Origin of the sequence: Pseudomonas sp. 14P_5.3_Bac1, from assembly GCF_025466135.1 — a bacterium.
Taxonomy (GTDB): domain Bacteria; phylum Pseudomonadota; class Gammaproteobacteria; order Pseudomonadales; family Pseudomonadaceae; genus Aquipseudomonas.
Map to the genome: position 1 here is coordinate 16,783 of NZ_JANLOF010000074.1, position 19,007 is coordinate 35,789.

General features: G+C 61.0%; 14 protein-coding genes. 8 read left to right on the forward strand and 6 right to left on the reverse strand.

Features of this window, described 5'->3' with window-relative positions; genetic code table 11:
• The first annotated feature begins 7 nt into the window (after positions 1-7).
• Positions 8-1,402 (forward strand): FAD/NAD(P)-binding protein, encoded by a 1,395-nt coding sequence (locus tag NTD89_RS19500; RefSeq protein WP_262209164.1) that lies wholly within the window; start codon positions 8-10, stop codon positions 1,400-1,402.
• Positions 1,403-1,649: 247 nt separating this feature from the next.
• On the opposite strand, the gene NTD89_RS19505 is transcribed toward NTD89_RS19500, so the two are convergent.
• Genes NTD89_RS19505 through NTD89_RS19520 form a run of 4 tightly spaced genes read right to left on the reverse strand, consistent with a single transcriptional unit; the run spans position 1,650 to position 6,282 of the window.
• A complete protein-coding gene (locus NTD89_RS19505; protein ID WP_262209166.1) occupies positions 1,650-2,903 on the reverse strand; it encodes an efflux RND transporter periplasmic adaptor subunit in 1,254 nt (417 codons plus the stop codon).
• Entirely contained in the window at positions 2,893-4,386 is a 1,494-nt protein-coding gene (locus NTD89_RS19510) for a TolC family protein (protein ID WP_262209167.1), read from the reverse strand. The genes NTD89_RS19505 and NTD89_RS19510 overlap by 11 nt, the downstream gene beginning before the upstream one ends.
• Positions 4,379-5,578: an ABC transporter permease gene (locus NTD89_RS19515; RefSeq protein WP_145164055.1), complete on the reverse strand. Its 1,200-nt coding sequence runs from the start codon at positions 5,576-5,578 to the stop codon at positions 4,379-4,381. Before NTD89_RS19515 ends, NTD89_RS19510 begins: the two co-directional genes overlap by 8 nt.
• Positions 5,575-6,282, reverse strand: coding sequence for an ABC transporter ATP-binding protein (locus NTD89_RS19520; protein ID WP_262209178.1), 708 nt, complete (start codon positions 6,280-6,282; stop codon positions 5,575-5,577). The genes NTD89_RS19515 and NTD89_RS19520 overlap by 4 nt, the downstream gene beginning before the upstream one ends.
• 357 nt (positions 6,283-6,639) lie before the next feature.
• Between NTD89_RS19520 and NTD89_RS19525 the strand changes: the two genes are divergently transcribed.
• The 3 genes from NTD89_RS19525 to NTD89_RS19535 all read left to right on the forward strand — a co-directional run bounded on the left by NTD89_RS19525 (position 6,640) and on the right by NTD89_RS19535 (position 12,562).
• Positions 6,640-7,392, forward strand: coding sequence for a TetR/AcrR family transcriptional regulator (locus NTD89_RS19525; protein WP_145164059.1), 753 nt, complete (start codon positions 6,640-6,642; stop codon positions 7,390-7,392).
• A gap of 295 nt (positions 7,393-7,687) precedes the next feature.
• Complete coding sequence (locus tag NTD89_RS19530) at positions 7,688-10,048, forward strand: YncE family protein (protein ID WP_262209180.1); 2,361 nt, start codon at positions 7,688-7,690, stop codon at positions 10,046-10,048.
• A gap of 249 nt (positions 10,049-10,297) precedes the next feature.
• Positions 10,298-12,562, forward strand: a complete 2,265-nt coding sequence (locus NTD89_RS19535) for a hypothetical protein (protein ID WP_262209182.1) — start codon at positions 10,298-10,300, stop codon at positions 12,560-12,562.
• A gap of 70 nt (positions 12,563-12,632) precedes the next feature.
• On the opposite strand, the gene NTD89_RS19540 is transcribed toward NTD89_RS19535, so the two are convergent.
• Positions 12,633-13,694 carry an FUSC family protein gene (locus NTD89_RS19540; RefSeq protein ID WP_262209200.1) on the reverse strand — a complete coding sequence of 354 codons (1,062 nt, stop codon included), beginning with the start codon at positions 13,692-13,694 and terminating at the stop codon, positions 12,633-12,635.
• Between the two features lie 158 nt (positions 13,695-13,852).
• Positions 13,853-15,469: an NADP-dependent glyceraldehyde-3-phosphate dehydrogenase gene (locus NTD89_RS19545; RefSeq protein WP_262209183.1), complete on the reverse strand. Its 1,617-nt coding sequence runs from the start codon at positions 15,467-15,469 to the stop codon at positions 13,853-13,855.
• A gap of 57 nt (positions 15,470-15,526) precedes the next feature.
• Here NTD89_RS19545 and NTD89_RS19550 point away from each other — a divergent pair, with 57 nt between their 5' ends.
• The 4 genes from NTD89_RS19550 (at position 15,527) to NTD89_RS19565 (ending at position 18,894) form a co-directional block, all read left to right on the forward strand.
• On the forward strand, positions 15,527-15,868 hold the full coding sequence (locus tag NTD89_RS19550; protein WP_262209184.1) for a hypothetical protein: 342 nt from the start codon (positions 15,527-15,529) through the stop codon (positions 15,866-15,868).
• A 68-nt stretch (positions 15,869-15,936) separates the two neighbouring features.
• Positions 15,937-16,812, forward strand: coding sequence for a Dyp-type peroxidase (locus NTD89_RS19555; protein WP_262209185.1), 876 nt, complete (start codon positions 15,937-15,939; stop codon positions 16,810-16,812).
• 932 nt (positions 16,813-17,744) lie between these two features.
• Positions 17,745-17,906: a hypothetical protein gene (locus NTD89_RS19560; RefSeq protein ID WP_016969018.1), complete on the forward strand. Its 162-nt coding sequence runs from the start codon at positions 17,745-17,747 to the stop codon at positions 17,904-17,906.
• A 103-nt stretch (positions 17,907-18,009) separates the two neighbouring features.
• Entirely contained in the window at positions 18,010-18,894 is an 885-nt protein-coding gene (locus NTD89_RS19565) for an FHA domain-containing protein (protein ID WP_262209188.1), read from the forward strand.
• The last annotated feature ends 113 nt before the right edge of the window (positions 18,895-19,007 follow it).

Genomic DNA, 19,007 nt, shown 5'->3' on the forward strand with positions numbered 1-19,007 from the left:
AATGTGCATGACTGAATCCACCCGCAACGCTGATGTCTTGATCATCGGCGGCGGCCTGAGCGGCACGATGTTGGCCGTGCAACTGCTGCGCCTGCCTGGACAGCGTCGCATCCTGGTGATTGAGCCCCGCGCTGAACTGGGCCGAGGCGAAGCCTACAGCGCGGTCGAGCTGGGCCACACCTTGAACGGCAACGCCGCGCGCATGAGCGTCGACCCGGATAACGCCGACGACCTGACCCAATGGCTCACCGACTACATCGGCGCCGGTGGGTGGCCGCAGGCGCACCAGCAAGCGGTGCCGATCAGTGAGCTGTTCCCGCCGCGCGGGATCTTTGGGCTGTACGCGCAGCAGCGGCTGGCCGAAGCCAAGGCGTTGTCGGCTTCGACGGTGGAGCATGTGCGTGGCGAGGTCATCGACCTGCACGTGGATGAGAGCGCCACAGTGCTGACACTTGATAACGGCCAGCAACTGTGCGGCGCCTTCGCGGTATTGGCCACCGGCATGTTTCCCGCAGCGCGTACGCCGCAGACCGACTCCAGCGGCTTGAACGCGGCAGCCGTCGACCCGTGGGATGTGCAGGCGATGACCCTGATCGACCCGCAATCGACGGTACTGATCATCGGCTCCGGGTTGACCATGGTGGACGCCGTGGTGTCGCTGGAGCAGGCCGGCCATCGTGGCCCGATCGAGATTTTTTCGCGCCACGGGCTGCTGCCGCATGTACGGCGCCAGCCCCCGGGCTGGGTGGATTTTCTCGCCGAGGACCATCGTCTGCGCAGCCCCAGGCAACTGCTGCGCGAGGTGCGCCGCCAATGCCGCAGTGCGCTGCGGCAAGGCATCGATTGGCAGGCGCCGCTGGACACCGTGCGCGCGCATGTTGCCCGTTTGTGGAGCCAGGCCAGCGACGTCGAGAAACGCCAGTTCGTGCGCCATGTACGGCCGTGGTGGGAAAGTCATCATCACCGTTCGCCGCCGTTGAGCGCGCAATTGGTGGCACGGCTGCAGGACGAAGGGCGGTTGCGCATTCAGGCCGCATCGTTCAAGGGCCTGGTGGCCTCGGACGGCGGCGTGACTGTCCGTGTGCGTCGTCGCGGCGAGCAGGAGGTGACACAGGTGTCGGGGGCGGCGTTGATCAATTCCAGTGGCATTGAGTACGACTGGCGCCGCGTGGCCCGGCCGTTGCCCCAGCAGTTGCTCAAGCGTGGGTTGATCCAGCCCGGGCCATTGGCGTTGGGGATTGCGGCGGACGTGTCGGGCGCTGTGCTGGATGCCGAGGGCAATGTCAGCCGCCGCCTGTTCGCCATGGGCCCGCCGTTGCGCGGGATGTGGTGGGAAAGCACAGCGGTGACCGACGTGGCGATTCAGGCCAAGGCGTTGGCGTTGAAGCTGACAAATATCTAATGTGGGAGCGGGCTTGCTCGCGAAGGCGGTGTGTCAGTTGCACATGAGCTGGCTGACCCACCGCCTTCGCGAGCAAGCCCGCTCCCACAGTTCAACCGAGTTCAGCCGGTAGACTTCTGTGCTCTGCTTTTCTGTGGGAGCTGGCTTGCCTGCGATGCAGGCAACTCGGTGCATCAGGCATAAGCCGTTGATGCCATCGCAGCGGTGCGGCGATCCGACAAGCCCGCTCTCACAGTTGATCGGCGTTTCAACTTCCAATCTTCACGAAACCAGGCTTGAGGCCAAACACTTCCACCCCCTGCGCGGTTGATTGCCCGGTGGTGACCTTCACCCGCTCCACCGGCTTATCCATCGTCTCGCGGTAGTCGACCGTCTTGTCCGCCTGAATCGCCTGGCTGGGAATCACAATCGCCTGCGCGTTGTTGTAGGTGACAATGGTCAACCGCGCACTCATGCCCAGCCGCACGCGTTGCAATTGCTGCGGTGTCAGTTTGGGAATCGACAACGTCACCGGAAACTGCGCGCTGCCCTGGCTGTCGCTGGCAATCGCCAAGCCACTGACCACGCTCACGGAGCCGGTCAGCCGCTCACCGTCGAAGCCATCGCCCATCACTTCCACCGCCTGGCCCTGGTGCAGCTGGTTGATGTCCAGCTCCGACACCTTGGCGACGATTTTCAGCCGCTCGATGTTCGCCAGGCCGAACAGCACCTGGCCCTGACTGACTTTGCTGCCGGCCTGCACCGGCGCGTTACTGTTGCCGCCGCCTGGCGTCGACGTAGTGCTGCCGGGGGCGGGCACCACGATGCCGGAGAACGGCGCCTTGACCTCCTTGCCATCGAGCAGTTTGTGCAGGGCGTCGTACTTGACCGTGGCATTGGTCAGTTCCATGTCGGCGATCTGCTTGTATTCGCCCTGGCCCTGGCTCTGCGCCTGCTGCAGTTCACTGCGGGCCGAGGCGAGGTCCAGTTGCTGCTGCTGAGTCTGTTGTTTGAGGTCGTCCAGTTCGTTGCGCGGGATGATGCCGCGCTTGAACAGGTTTTCGCTTTCGGTGAGTTTGCGCTGGGTGTTGCCGGCGGTCATTTCGGCAGTGCGCAGGCTGCGGCGCGCACGGCTGACGGCGGGGCTGCTGTCCCAGTCTTGCATCTCTTGCACGGTGCGCCGGGCCTTGAGCTGGGCGGACAATGCGTCGCGCAGTTGCACCTCGAGGGTCGCCGGGTCCATGCGCAGCAGCACCTGGCCGGCGTCGACACGCTGGCCTTGCTCCACCAGGTTGTCCAGCACGTTGCCGTCGAACGGCGCCGTCAGGGTGACGGTGGACTCGGGTTCGATCTTGCCCACCAGGCCGATCTGGTGCACGAGTGCGTCGGGTTTCACCGCCAGCCACTGCTCGGCCGTCTGGGCTTGCCCGGCGTCACTGCGATGGCTGAGCACGGCAATGCCTGCGCCGGTCAGCAGCACGACCAATACAGCGCCCAGCAGGCGTTTTTTATCAGTAGTCATTGAGGGCGATTTCCCAACTTTCCAGCGTCATGCCCAGCGTCAGGTCGAGCTGGGTCTGGGCGTTCAAATAAGCGATCAGCGCATTGAGCTGCGCGTTCTCGGCGTTGCGCAGGTCGGTCTCGAAACTCAACACCTGAAAGTTGGTGGAGCGCCCGGCACTGAGTTTTTCCCGTTCGATTTCGATCTTGCGCCGCGACAGTTCGACAGCGCGCTGGGAGATTTCATATTGGCGCCAGCGGGTGCCGAGGTCGCGCACCACGTCATTGACGTTGCGTTCCAGCTCCTGACGCGCATCGGTGATACGGATCTCCTGGTCCTCTACGTTGACCCGCGCGCGCACCTCGGCCTGTCGCGTGCTGATGTCACCGATGGGGATTTGCACCTGCACGCCAGCGTAGCTGTTCCACGTGCGGTTGTTGCCGTTGCCGATGCCATTGCCGTTGTCGTTGTTGCTGTAGGCATCGCGGATCTGGTTGGCCCCGGCCACCAGGTCGACCTGCCAGCGCCCGGAATCCTTGGCGATCACCAGGTTGAGGTCGGCCTGCTGGCTGCCCAGCAAGGCGGCGAGGTATTCCGGCTGTTGGGTCTGCGCCAGGTTGAAGGCCTGGCGCTTGTCGATGGTCATTGGCCTGGCCTCCAGCGCCTCGCTGGCGCGGATGGGCGTCGACAGGTCCAGTGCCAACAGGCGCAGCAGGGCCAGGCGGCTGGTATCGAGCTGGTTCTGCGCTTCTTCGACGCCGAGTTGTTGGGTGGCGATGTCCGCTTCGGTCTGCACGATTTCGAACTCGGCCATGCGGCCTGCGCTGATCAATGCCTTGTTCACCTCCAGCAGCGTGTTGGAGCGTTTGAGCGCATCCTGGACGATGCTCAACTGCTCCTGGGCGCGCAGCAGTTCGCGGTAGGTGGCGATGATCTGGCTGATGGTCTGCGCCACGGTAGCCTTGAGGTTGAGCCGATTGGCCTGTTCCGACAGGCGCGACAGGCGCAACGGCGCGGTGGTAGCGTCCCAGCCGGCGCCGCGCGCCAGCGGCTGGATGAGCGCCAGGTCGAGGCCGTCACTGCGGTAGCGGCCGGCGCGATCGGCGTTGTTCAGTTGCTGGGTCCAGGCCATGCTCAGCCGCGTGCCGTATTCGCCGAGCAAGGTGGCGTTCGGGGCCAGGTTGGCATTGCGTGAGTTATCGGCGGTGCCGCGACTTTGGCGGTAATAACTGTTGAGCGTGAGCTTGGGGTTGAACACATCTTCGGCCACGCGCAGGTCGAACTTCTGCGCCACCCGTTGCAGGTACGCGCTGCGGATCGCCGGGTTGTTGCGCAAGCCCAGGTACACCGCATCACCCAGGGTCAGGGTGGTGACCTGGGCATTCAACGACACACCGCGCTCGTAACCGCTGCGGGTGCTGCTGGGGGCGGACGGGTTGATCACCACATCGCCAGCCATGGCCGGCAGGCTTGCGATCAGCAGTAACAGCGGCCATTTATTCATCACGCAAGGCCTCCACCGGCTGCAGCCGCGAGGCGGACACCGCCGGGTAGATGCCAAAGAACAAGCCCACCAGCAACGTACTGCCCACCCCGAGGGGCAGGGCGGCGGCGGCCAGGGCAAACGCCCAGCCCGACAGCCAGGCGTAGAGCCAGGCGGCGCTCATGCCCAGCACCGCGCCGCAAAGTGCGCCGACGGCCGTCAGGGTCACGGCTTCGAGCAGGAACAGGTTGCGGATGTCACGCTGACGCGCACCCAGGGCCATGCGGATGCCGATCTCACGGCGGCGCTCCGAGACATTCATCAGCATCACGTTCATCACACCGACGCCGCCGCCTACCAGCGAGATCGCACCCAGCGCCAGCAACAAATAGGCGAACGTGCGGCTTTGCCGGGTCATGCCATCGATCATTTGCTGGGGCACCTGGATGTCGACATCGTGGTCGGTGAGCTGGCGTTTCAAGGCGCTGGAGGCGTCGCGGGCGATGCGCTCCATGTCCTGGCCCGGCGTGGCGCGGATAATCACGTTGCCGATCTGTGGCGTCGGGTAGATGCGGCGCATGCCTTCGGCGGGGATGAACAGCGATTCGTTGGCCTGCACTGGCATGAGCATGGCGCGGGCCTGGTTGTGCAGGATGCCCACTACCAGAAACAGGTAGTCGTTGATGCGTATGCGGTCGCCCGGTTTCAGCGGATCGCCCGGCATACCCAGGGCCTGAGCGAGCTGGTCGCCGATCACGGCGTAGGTCTCACTGGCGTCGAAAGGCGAAAGAAATCGCCCGTCGCGCACCACCAGGCGCATGGCGTCCTTGATATCGGCTGTGGTGCCGACCAGGTTGGCGTTAGCCGTGCGGCCGTGGAACACGATGGGGCCACCGAACACACTGAGGGCGCCGATATGGGCAATGCCCGGCACGGTGTCGCGCACGGCCTCAAGGTCGAGGCTGGCGCGCATCGGGGCGCTGCTGTTGCCTTTGGGTGGAAACTGGGCGACCAGGGTGTCGGTGCCCATGTCCTTGAAAATCATCGCGGCATCCACCGCCGCGTTATGGCCGATATTGATCAAGGCCACCACCGATGAACTGCCGATGACGATGCCCAGCAGCGCCAGGACCGAGCGCTTGCCCAGGGTGCGCAGGCTCACGAACGCTTCGTGCAGCAGTTGGCTCAGGCTCTGCTCGACCCGCAAGCTCATAGGCGCCCGGCCTCATGCACCACGCCATTGCGCACCAGGATCTTGCGCTCCAGGCGCTCGGCGATATGCGGGTCATGGGTGACGATGATCAGGGTCACTTGCTGCTCGCGGTTGAGGCCCAGAAGCAGATCCATGATTTCCTGCGCCGTGGTGCTGTCGAGGTTGCCGGTGGGTTCGTCGGCAAGAATCACCGAGGGTTTGCCGACCAGCGCACGCGCAATTGCCACGCGTTGACGCTGGCCGCCGGAGAGGTCGGCGGGGCGATGGTGGGCGCGCTCGGCCAGGCCGACCTGTTCCAGCATGCGCAACGCTTGCTCCACCGACTCGTGGCGCGACACGCCGCGGTAACTCAAGGGCAGGGCGACGTTGTCAAGGGCGCTGAGGCGCGGCAGCAGGTTGAAGCTCTGGAACACGAAACCGATCTGCTGATTGCGGATCGCCGCCAGCTCGTCGGGGCTGGCGCTGAAAATATCGTGGCCGGCGAAGTGGTATTGGCCGCAGTTGGGCAAATCCAGCAGGCCGAGGATATTGAGCAGGGTACTTTTGCCGGAGCCGGAGGCGCCGAGAATGCCGCAACTGTCGCCGCTGGCGATGGACAGGCACACATCATTGAGGATGTTCAGTTCCTGGCCGGCAAGCTGATAGCGTTTGCCGATGCCTTGCAGGGAGATCAAGCCTGGGTGCGCGGGGGTCTCTGTCATCATGACTACGCCTGCAGTCTCGACGGTGCCGCTTGCGCCCGGTAAATCCTTGTAACAAGTTCGGGAGCTGCCTGGTACGCGTCACGGACTGGTTTTATTTCTTGTTTTTAAAATATTGTTTGAATAGTAACCGCGTTCCATGCGCTTCGCCAGCCATGGATGTAGAGCGGTTTTACCCTTTGAAACGATTTTATCGCGCGTGCGTTCGAGCGACTCGCGATCCTCCCGGCGAGTCGCAGAAGTCCCGGTTATACAGGCTTTTAGATGGATAGCGCAGTGTCAGTACTTGCTTTCGAAGGGCCGCCCCGGTATAAAAAATCAAATTATTTTTTAAAACAATATTTCCCCCGTGGAACTCCTATGGTCGCGAAGAAACTCAGCGCTCCAAACGTTACCAAGACTCGACTGCTGGATGCGACAGAGGCTCTCTTCATCAAGTACGGCTACGACGCCGTTCTGCTCCGGCAGATTACCGAGCGCGCCCAGGTGAACCTGGCCGCCGTGAACTATCACTTCGGGGACAAGGATTCCCTGATGAAAACCCTGCTGATGCAGCGCCTGGAGCCGCTTAACGAGCAGCGCCTGGAACTGCTCGCGCGCTGTGAAGCCGAATCCGACGGGCCCCTCGATTGCGATACCTTGCTTGGCGTGTTGTTCGCCCCGGCCATGGGCCTGGAGCGCAGTGACCCGGCCAGCGGGGAAGGGCGCTCATTCATTCGCTTCCTGGGTCGGGTTTACAGCGACACCTCGCCGTTTATCCAGGAATACCTCAAGGTTCATTACCAGCCGGTTTTTCAGCGTTTTTTCGAAGCGTTTGCGCTGGCCTTGCCGGACCTGCCCCGCAATGAGCTTGGCGTGCGCCTGCAATTTGCCCTCAAGGCGATTTCCGGGGTGATGGCGGGGACGGAACTGCGCCTGCTGATGAACTCCATGAGCCTGGGCCGCCCGGCCACGGACGCCGAGGTAATGGCCAAGTTGATCACCCTGGTGTCGGCCGCGATTCGTGTGCCGCAGCAAAGCGCTGAGGCTGAAACCGCGTTGGCGAAGGTGCTGGATACCCAGCGCGCCATTCGTGAACAAGCGGTTGCGCCCGCGACCAAGGCAGCGCGATAAGCCTTTATTCAGGGCAAAAAAAAGCCCGCTGGGGCGGCGGGCTTGATGTGCAACGTTTGTAACGGATGAGGCTTCACCCTACGTCTGCGGATGTGAATAAATCGTGAAAAAAATGTAAGAAAATGGGTGGGTAACAACAGATTGTCGATCCTGTTGTTGCCTGTCGGATTTTTCCTGCAAGCCTACCATTCGTCGCCACTGTCAGTTCTGACAGTAGATTCGATGAGTGCCCCAAGCGCCTCATTCACCTTGCCCGTCGCGCCGTTTCAGCGCGCTAAACCAGCAAGGTATGGCCATGACCACTCCCACTGAAGAACTGTCTCCACCCCCTTATTCGGTCTACCCTGCTGTCCGATTGGCTGAGGCGCTTTACCCGGAAACCGCGACCTGGGGTCTGGGCCAGCGCGAAACCGACCCCTACGCGCTCTTTACCTTCGAGAACTGGTACGCGGCCACCGTCAACGATCTTTACGCGATCTACTGGCGCGATTCGAGTATTGCGGTGGCCTCGGCTGTCGTCACCAAGGTGGCTGATCGCTACAACCTGGCCATCCCCAAGACCAAGATTCCGGAAGGTGAATTCCCGGTGTTCGGCCAGGTCACGCGCGCTGCCAGCGGTCAATTGGTGCGCTCCCTTCCTGAAACCTACCTGGTCAAAACCAAGCGTCCCGGAGGCCTCACGTTCTGGGCTGCGGAGCAATTCCACAGAGGCTTGATCCTGTCGGTTGAGGGGTTCCCGGCGGGTTCGATCCTTAATCCCGGCAACATTACCGGCGGGTTGTGGTGCCTGATTACCAAGTACGAAAACATCCGCAAGAACGACACCATCACCGTCGCCTACGGCGCCACCACCATCGACCATGTTGTCAGCCCCGACGAGGCTGCCGGGCCGGGGCCGATCCGGGTTTTTATCAGCCCGTCGGTTATCCAGGCGGGCAACCTGTACGGCGCGGTAGGCGTGCAGTTTATGGTGCGCGATGTGGTGAACAACACCTCCGGCGAGAAGTACGCCTATTCCCGGCCCTACATCCTCAACAGTGAACTGGACCCCAACCTGCTGGACCCGCCGATCTTCACGGTCAACGACGTCGAAGCCTCCGTCGTTGATCTGGATCTGTCCAGCGCGGCACATTTCGCGGCGCTGGTCACCTTGCCGCGCAAGACGCCGACGCCGAGCCCGAGCAACCGTGTGGTGCTCATATTGGTGATTACCCAGGTTACCGAGTACGGCGAGTCAACCCGAACAATTCGCTTGCCGGCGGTGACCGACAGAAACCTGCGGGGCGAGAGCATTCCCATCGGCAACGGCGTATTCAGCTCGTTGATGGAGGCCAAGATCAGCCTGAGCTTTGAGTGGCAAACCGCTGGGGGAGTGGTGCTCAATCGCTCGGGCACCAGTGTGGTTCAAGTGGTCGGTACGCCAGCGTTGCGGCTGCTGGCGCCGGCTTTCGATAACAAAACGGGGCCCCAGATTGTCCTCGCCAGCAACTATCCGAGTGGCGCCGTTGTGGCCGTGGCGTATCAGGGCATGACTGAAGCGCAGATCATCAGGCTCAAATGGACCTTTGCCGATGGCACTGTCGCCAGTATTCCTGTGCAGGCCGGGGTCAGCAGCGGCCTGGTGCTGTTTTCCATCAGCGCCCAAATCCTCGCGCAAAGCCCAGGCCAGCTCATCAAGCTGTCTTATGAGGTGACGACGGGGACCAAGACACAATCTTCGGCTATTCAGGAGCTGACGTTTCAAGCCCAGGGCGGCGGGTTGACCGAAACTGTGGATGTCGGGATGGCTCCCCACGGGATCAGTATCACCAGCGATGGGCTGCGGGCTTTTGTAGCCTGTCAGTTTAGCCATTCGGTTTCAGTGATTGATATCAAGGCGCGTAAAGTCATTTACACCCTCTTTAATGTGAACTCGGCGTTCCTGTCGGTGCTCAGTCCAGACAACCGGCGTCTGTATGTGGGCAATTTTGATGGGTCAAGTTACACCGTCATTGATACCTCCACGTACAGGATCCTTTCGACGGTTCAGATCGCGGGTGGCAACGACCTTTCGGGGCTCGCCATTACGGCGGATGGCTCGCGATTGTTTGTTGCCTGCACTCGAAATTCCTTCGTGTCCGTCCATGATGCCGCCTCGGGCGCCGTTCTGGGTCGGGTCTCCGTTGGGGTGAACCCGTTCGGCGTGGCGGTCAATCCGGAACAAACACAGGTGCTCGTCGCTTCAGCCTCGGTGTTGGATATCATCAGCGCCGGTACCCGCAATGCGCTCGTGGCGAGAATCAGCGGTACCAATCGGCCCGTGCAAATTGCTTTCAGTGCGGGCACGCCGGCGCGCTACGCCTATGTCAGTGACGTTGATGGCGTCCTGGTTGTGGACCTTATGAGTAACGTCATCATCCAGAAAATCACGGGTATCAATTGGGCGTGGGGCATCACGCGAAACCCGAATGCTCCGGAACTCTGGGTGGGCGGCGTGGGCCCTGGCGGCATTGGGTCCAATCGCGATTCGGTGTACATCATCAACACCAACACAAACCAGGTTACTAAACGCCTCACCGGGTTCAGCAACGCTGCAAACATAGCCTTCTCGCCCGCCGCCGGCGTAGCACTGGTCGTCAATAATGGCTCGGACAGTGTGAGTTTCGTCCCGGTTTAAAGTCTTTGGTGCCTCACGTAACACGCACAGGACGTGCATGGGACAGCACTGCGTCAACGCAGGCTGTCCCTTTTTCGTTAACGCTTGCAACGACTTGCCGGCCTGGCGGCTCCCTGACGCCGTAAAACGGTCTCTACCATTTTTCGCTACTGTCAGTTCTGACAGTAGATTCGATGACTGTCCCAAGCGCTTCATCGACCTTGCCCGTCGCGCCATTTGCGCGCGCCCCAACCCAGCAAGGTGATGGCCATGACCACCCCCACTGAAGAACTCTCACCGCCGCCGTATTCGGTCTATCCGTCTGTTTCACTGGCTGAGGCCCTGTACCCGGAAACCGCGAAGTGGGGGCTGGGTCAGCGCGAAACCGACCCAAATGCGCTCTTTACCTTCGAGAACTGGTACGCGGCCACGGTCAACGATCTTTACGCGATCTACTGGCGGGACTCGAGCATTGCGGTGGCCTCGGCCATCGTCACCAAAGTGACTGATCGCTACAACCTGTCCATCCCCAAGACCAAAATTCCGGAAGGCGAATTCCCGGTGTTCGGCCAAGTCAAGCGCGCTGCCAGCGGGCAATTGGTGCGCTCCCTTCCTGAAACCTACCTGGTCAAAACCAAGCGTCCCGGTGGCCTCACGTTCTGGGCATCCGAACAATTCCACAGAGGCTTGATCCTGTCGGTTGAGGGGGTCCCGGCGGGTGCGATCCTTAATCCGACCAATATCACAAGCGGGCTGTGGTGCCTGATTACCAAGTACGAAAACATCCGCAAGAACGACACCATCACCGTCGCCTACGGCGCTACGACCATTGACCATGTGGTCAGCCCCGACGAGGCTGCCGGGCCGGGGCCGATCAGGGTTTTCATCAGCCCTTCGGTTATCCAGGCGGGCAACCCGTACGGCCCGGTGGGTGTGCAATTTATGGTGCGCGATGTGGTGAACAACACCTCCGGCGAGAAGTACGCCTATTCCCGACCCTACATCCTCAACAGCGAACTGGACCCCAGCCTGCTTGATCCGCCGATCTTCACGGTCAACGATGTCGAAGCCTCCGTCGTCGATCTGGACCAGTTCAGCGCGGCACGATTTGCGGCGCTGGTCGCGTTGCCGCGCAAGACGCCGACACCGAGCCCGAGCAACCGCGTTGTGCTCACAGTGGTGATCACCCAGGTGACCGAGTATGGCGAGTCAACCCGTACGCTTCGTTTGCCGGCGGTCACCGACAGAAACCTGCGAGGGGAGACCATTCCTATCGGCAACGACGTGCTCAGCTCGCTGACGGATGCCACGGTCAGCCTGAGGTTTGAGTGGCAAACCGGCACGGGCTCGCCACTGGGACGGTCGGGCACCACTGTGGTCAGGGTGGTAGGCACACCGACTCCCGATGTGTTGCCCTACCCAACACTCAACGGCGCTTCAAACACTGCGCAAGCGACGACAGTTGACCCGTTGGCCATTCAATACAACACCGGTGTGACGGTTAAATACCCTGGCATGCTCGCCACGGACAGCATCACACTGAGTTGGATTTATCAGGATGGCAGTCAATATCAAACAACCCTGAGTGGTCATGCGAGTGGCACCGTAGTGTTCGATCTGACGGCAGCTCAAGTGCTGCATAACAGTGTCAATAGCCGGGTGCAGTTGCAGTATTCGATTCAACGGGCTGGAAGAACAGCTCAGTCAACCGTTCAAACCGTCACAGTCGGTGCAATTGCGCCAGCCCTGTTGCCGACACCCACAATTAATCATCAAGCCAATGGAACGGTCATCGACTTGAACAACTTCGCGGGCAATGCTCAGTTGTCGTTGAGTCAATGGCCGTTAAGTAAAGCAGGTCAGCGTGTCTGGATGACGTTGACGGGAGAGGGGCGATCGCAGGAGGTGCTGACGGATTATGTGGTCACGACTCACGATGCGATAAATGGCCTGGTGAATCAGGCAGTGCTGCGTAATGTTTTGACGGCGCTGCCGAGGAACTCCAGGTTTCAGATTGAGACTCGAGTGGCCTACGATGGCGGCACGGACAAATGGCGAGCCGTAGTGTTTCCAACAGCGGGCTACATAATTAACGATTCGTGGACGGACGCTGTATCCAACTTTCCGGGTGGAAGCTATGGGCCCTGGAGTACCGGTGCAGGTGCGGCGGGTGGTTACATGTCAGGCACAGGCTTTCAAGTCGTCACCGCACTCTGGCCGGCATCGAACGCGGGTGTCTTGTTCAATGCGGTGCGTAATTTCAATAGCGCTCACCGTTATCGGGTTGATGCAACTATTTATAATCAGTCGGGTTATAACGACCCGCTCCTGGCTATATTTGTGGCTGGGCAAACTCTTAAAGGCCCAGTCTCCATACCTCGGCAGCAATGGTATGTGCTGGATGCCGAGTTTGTCGGCAGTATGGGCGGTGCGGAAGTTGTGCTTTATAACTACCAGGCCAAAGGCGGCGGCAGTGGTGCGGAGGGTGGCAATGACTTTATCGTCAATTCGGTGCGCATCACCCGTCTGACCTGATCATCCGTCATGCTTGAGCGTGCGTCGGGACAGCGCTACTTAACCGTACGCTGTCCCTTTTGCATTCTCGTCAAATCTTCCAGTGACTCGCCGTCTTGGCCAATCGCTGGCGCATGGCATCCACATTCGCCGCCAGTTGCAACGTCAACAACCGATACCCGTCCAGCGCATTCTGTACCGGCGCTTCCAGTGCGTCGTCATCCGTTGTCTGCGTGGCAGGCCGTTCCAGCCGCTCGGTAAATCCCAGCTTCAATGCCCGCGCCATGCCCACTAACTGCACCCGAATCTGCCGGTGCTCCGCCTTCAACATCACCTGCATCCGCGCCATCGCCTGTTCATCGCGCGGGTCGGGCCGGGTATTGCCGAGAATCTCCAGGGTGCTGATGCACATGCGCAGATGCCGTTGGATCGCATCCAGTTCGGTCATGGAGATGCGCACTTCCTTGGACACCGACGGCATCAGCGAGCGCAACTGCAGCATTGCCGCATTCAAGCGGTTGAGCAGCTTCAAGTGTTCATCATCGGTGACCGACTGGCCGCTGATGATTCGGCTATAGATTTGCGCGCAGTCACGCAGCGCGCTGGCCAGGTTGTAGCGCCACGAGTACACCGCGTACAGCGGCAGGGCGAAGGAGAACGCCAGCGCCAAGACGATGCCGATCAGAATGTCGACGGTGCGCCACAAGCCGTCGGATATCGGATTATCCCCGTGCCCCGCCACGATAAACACCGTGATCGCCGACAACAGCGCGATGTAACCGCCCTTGCCGATGGCGTGATAGGAAAAGAACCCGCACACCACCGACATCAACAGATAAGTCAGCAGCGGCTGGCCGAAATAGGCCTGTTGCACCACCAGCAACAAGCCGACGCTGGCGCCGATCAAGGTGCCGTAAGCACGCTCCACAGCCTTTTTGCCGATATTGCCGTGGTGCTGCAAACCGCCGATCACGATCAGCATGGTCACCGAGGCCCACTCGCCGTGCGGCAGGTTGATGCCGGTGGTGAGCAAAATGGTGGCCAGCAAACCGATGGACACGCGCACGGCGTGAATCAGCTTGGCATGGCGATAGCGGCGGTAGGGGTCGAGCAAGGGGCGCAGCAGGCGCCGGGCGAACGCGGGCAAATGCAGGTTCATCGGTATAAACGTGGCCTCAGTAGTCAGTGCGAACGCGGTCTAAAGGGTGGGAGCGGGCTGGCTTGCGAGTGCGCAGTGTCAGTCGAAACATCGTTGACTGATCCAGCGCTTTCGCGAGCAAGCCCGCTCCCACATTATGAACTGCGCCATCGTTAGAAAATGTAGTCGGTGGTCAAGAAGCTTGAGTCACGGTTGCGCAGGATATCGCTGACCAGCGCCTTGTTGCTTTCCTGGAACTTGGTCGCCACCAGCGTGCGGATCGAGAACACGCGCAACGCGTCATGTACCGACAGCGTGCCCTCGGCCGAGTTCTTGCGGCCGTTGAACGGGAACGTGTCCGGGCCACGCTGGCACTGGGCGTTGATGTTGATACGGCCCACCTGGTTGGCAAACACATCTACCAGGCGCCCGACCTCCACGGCATTGGTGCCGAAGATACTCAGTTGTTGACCGAAGTCCGAATCCAGCACGTAGTCGATCACCGTGCCCAGGTTACGGTAAGGCACGATCGGCACCACTGGCCCGAACTGCTCCTCGTGGTACACGCGCATCTGCGGGTTCACCGGGTACAGCACCGCCGGGTAGAAGAACGAACCGCGGCTGGTTGCGCCATTGGCATTCACCACCTTGGCGCCATGCTGCGCCGCATCGGCCACCAGCGCGTTGAGGTAATCGACCTTGCCGACTTCCGGCAGCGGCGTCAGCGAGACGCCGTCTTCCCACGGCATGCCGGGTTTCAGCGTCGCCAGCTTGGTGTTGAATTTCTCGATAAAGCGCTCGACGACATCTTCGTGCACAAACAGGATTTTCAGCGCAGTGCAGCGCTGACCGTTGAACGACAGCGAGCCGGTAACGGCTTCGTTGACTGCATTGTCCAGGTCCACCTCGGGCAGCACGATGCCAGGGTTTTTCGCGTCCAGGCCCAAGGCTGCGCGCAGGCGGTGTGGTTTGGGGTGCAGCTTTTTCAAGTCGCTGGCGGCCTTGTTGGTGCCGATGAACGCGAAGATATCGATCTTGCCGCTGGCCATCAGCGCACTGACGGTTTCACGGCCACTGCCGTAGATCACGTTGATCACCCCGGCCGGAAAGCTGTCACGGAACGCCTCCAGCAGCGGGCGAATCAACAGCACGCCAAGCTTGGCCGGCTTGAACACCACGGTGTTGCCCATGATCAGCGCCGGGATCAGCGTGGTGAAGGTCTCGTTCAGCGGGTAGTTGTAAGGCCCCATGCACAGCGCCACGCCCAGCGGTACGCGGCGGATTTGCCCAAGCGTGTCCTGTTCCAGCTCGAAGCGGCTGCTGCGGCGGTCGAGTTCCTTGAGGGCGTTGATGGTGTCGGTGATGTAGTCGCAGGTGCGGTCGAATTCTTTCTGCGAGTCCTTGAGGTTCTTGCCGATCTCCCACATCAGCAGCTTGACCACCGCGTCACGCTGTTCGCGCATGCGCCGCAAAAAGGCTTCCACATGCTGGATGCGCTCGGCCACGCGCATCGTCGGCCATTCGCCCTGGCCTCGGTCATAGGCGCGCACGGCGGCGTCGAGGGCGGTCAGCGCGGTGTCGGCGTCCAGCAGTGGCGTGCTGCCGATATGCACGCGCTCATCGCCCAATTGCACCGGGCTCAGTACCTGGGCCAAAGGGCCGTTCCACACCTGCAACTGGCCGTCGACCAGGTAATCACGCTGTTCAATGGGCGCCGCCAGGCGAAATTGCTCGGGAATATCGGCGGCGGAGGTCGGAAACAGCTGGGCGAGCAGGTTACTGGTGGTCATGTCGCTACCCCTGGAATAGTTGCAAAACATGACTAGAGAGTCACCCATCCAAGGGCTGTGTGGCAAGCGCCAGACGCATTACAGCAGCGTCCCTGCCAGCGCCACGCCCAGCGCTGCGCCGATTTATCGCGCGGTGTTGAGGGTGCCGACGGCGAATCCGGCCTCAGCGCGATTGCGCCTGTGTCGGCGATAGCGCTCAAACCTCAAAGTCGCGAGGCTCAGGCGCTGCGCTTTGGCCGGTGCTGCTACAACCATTTGGCCGGGCCGTTGGGCGTGCAGTTGCTCAGCGCGTTGTGCGAAGCCGGTTGGTTGCGCCGCTCGAAAGATTCCCGCGCGGTAGGGGTCACGCCCAAGGGCTGGACGCAGTTGAAGGCGCAATTGGGTCTGGACCCCGCGTGATCTGGAAAAGCCTGAGCAAAAGCAGGCGTGCGGCGGTTAAACTACGCGGCTTTCTTGAAGGAGTTCACATGAGTCAGTACCAGCCGGGCATTCTTGCCGCACCGGTGCCCTTGCAGGCACGCCATCTGTTTTTTGCCGTGGATTGCCTGGCAGCCGTACCCGCCGCATTGGACGTGCTGGTGCAGTTGACGGATTCGGCCGCGGTGGTGGGTTTGGGTGAGCCGCTGGTGACTGCACTGGGCGCAACCATTGACGGCTTGCGCGCGTTCCCTGTCGTCAGTGGCCCGGGCGCGCATAACCCCTCCACTCAGCAGGCGCTGTGGGTGTGGCTGCATGGCGTGGATCGCGGTGAGCTGCTGTTGCGCAGCCGCAGTGTTGAAAAGGCCCTGGCGCCGGCCTTTCGCCTGGTGCAGATGACCGAAGGTTTCCGCTACAAGACCGGCTTCGATTTGACCGACTATGAAGACGGCACTGAAAACCCCCACGACGACGCCGCGGTCGAAGCCGCGATGACCGACAGCGGCGCCAGCTTTGCCGCGATCCAGCAGTGGCAGCACGACCTCGACGGTTTTGCCGCGTTGCCTGCGCAAGAGCGCGACCACATCATCGGCCGCCGCCATGGCGATAACGAAGAGCTGGACGACGCCCCCGAGTCCGCGCACACCAAACGCACTGCGCAGGAAAGTTTCACCCCGGAAGCCTTCGTGGTGCGCCGCTCGATGCCTTGGGCCGAGAACGGTCAGGCGGGGTTGATGTTTCTTGCGTTTGGACATTCCTTTGATGCGTTTGAAGCGCAACTGCGGCGCATGAGCGGGCTGGAAGACGGGATAGTGGATGGGCTGTATCGCATCAGTAAGCCGTTGACGGGCGGGTACTACTGGTGCCCACCGCTGAAGAACGGGCACCTGGACCTGAGTGCGATTAGCTGTACGCCGCAAGCCTAAGACTGTAGGCGCGGGCTCGTCGTGGCAAGCAAGCCTGTTGCGGCGAGCGGGCTTGCAGTGGCGAGCGGGCTTGCCCCGCGTTGGGCTGCGCAGCGGCCCCAAAACCGGCTACGCGGTTTGCCTGAAAGAATGCGGTGTTTGTAGGAGGGGCCGCTTCGCGCCCCAGCGCGGGGCAAGCCCGCTCGCCACAACAAGCCAGCTTGCCACACTAACGCTGGTGCGACACCTGTCGGTCAGCTGTTGTGCATACCCAACGCGGTTTCGAATTTCTTCTGCGAGCCGTCTGTGCCCGGGGTGTCAACAGGGTCACGACTACTTGGGATCGCTGGCATAAATGATCACCTGGAAGTTCTTTCATATATCAGGGCCTGCGCACTAATGATTTCGGCTATTAGTGCAACTGTACTAATTCGGCGCAGGCAATTAGTTGCCCGCGGGCATTAAGGCCACTCGCGCCGAGCTATCAAACGCGATGATCAAGTCGCTTTTGTTACAAATGGAAGTATCCGCAAAGTTGGGCAAAAGGCTATTAGAGAAAAATGTGAAGTAGTCGCGAAATTAGCGCTGAGAACGTCCCGGATCGAACACTCAACCAGGGGTTGAAAGTTCGCAAACTGTTCAAGTGATGCCGCCAGAGGCCCGTAAACACTGGGTCTTTTGCGTGTATGGATTTTTTTAAAAAAGTTCAACGGCCTCAGCTGCATGAGTTTTTCTCACTGCCAGGTTGAGCCAAACCTTTTACACCCTGTAAGCGAAACGTTTCACAAGCTTTCACAGCGAAGGCGTTTTGATCGTGAGTAGTATGGGGCCCATGCAAACCAACGACGGTTCGAAGGCTCACTGTCTGACGTTTTGGGCATTCACCGGTTTGCATACTTTCAGCTTGCTGTTGCGCAACTGAATAACTTCCCTATCGATGCAAGGAGATGAACATGGCTGATGTCCCACCAGTAAAAGCCGGCGGCGCCGACGACGCTATCGCGAAGATGGAAGCGACCTTCAACATGGCTATCGAGAAGTCGGCCAAGATCACTGAAATCAGTACCGCGAAAAAAGCGGAACTCGACGCCACCAAACAGCGTCCGCAGAACTGATTCGCCAAAACGGGCGGCGCCGGCGCTGCCCGTTTACCTGCTGAGTGTTTTCACCTTCTGATTGTTGACCCCGTTGCACATGCTCAAGGGGGCAAACCCGAACATGACAGCCTTGATTTCCTTGGGTCCGGTCGCTGGTATTGGCGCACCGACCCTGACTGTGACCAGCGGTTTGCATCAGGGCAGTTCCCTGGTGCTCGACCAGCCTGTCTACACCCTCGGCGCGGACCTCGCGGCCGATCTGGTACTCAGCGATCCCGGCATCGCCGGCCTGCACCTGCGCCTGCGGTTCGAGGGCGGCCAGGTGGCAGTCGAAGCGTTGGGCGGCGATGTGGTGCTTGGCAAAAATGTCCGTATTCCCCACGGCAGCGGCCATCGCGCGCGACTGCCGTTGCAGCTGCGTATCGGCGCGGCAGGTGTCAGCCTGGCCTCGCCTGAGGGGGTGGAAAAACCTTCGGACGCCACACGCACATTTACGCCCTGGATTGTCGCGATCGTCCTGCTGTTTTTATGTGCGGGGGCGCTGGCGGTGCGCAACGACACGCCGCTCACCCAGGCCGCGGTCGCGGCGCAGGTGCCTGCGCTGAAAAAACCGTCGCGTGAACACGCCAAAACCTGGCTGGAGCAGCAACTCCAGGCTGCCCACCTGGATGCAATAAAGGTCACTGACGCCAACGGCCAGCTCAGTGCCGTCGGCAGCTTCGAACAGTCGCAAAAATCTCAATGGCTGGCCCTGCAACAGGCCTTCGATGAGCGTTACGGCCAACAGATCGTCCTCAACCCTCGCGTCAGCGTACGCGCCGACGCCGCACGCCCGCGTGTGCGCTTCCAGGCCGTGTGGTTCGGTACCAACCCCTACGTGATCAACGACAGCGGCAAACGCCTGTACCCCGGCGCGGCCCTGGCGGACAACTGGGTGCTGGAGCGCATCGAGAACAACCAAGTGATCCTCGCCCGTGGCGAAGAGCGCTTCACCTTCACCTTATGAGTCGCCCCATGGAACGCACCCAACCCACCCGTGGGAGCTGGCTTGCCCGCGAAAGCTATCTGTCAGGCGCTAGAGATCCTGGGTCGGAGTGCCTATTCAGCCATGAGCGCTGT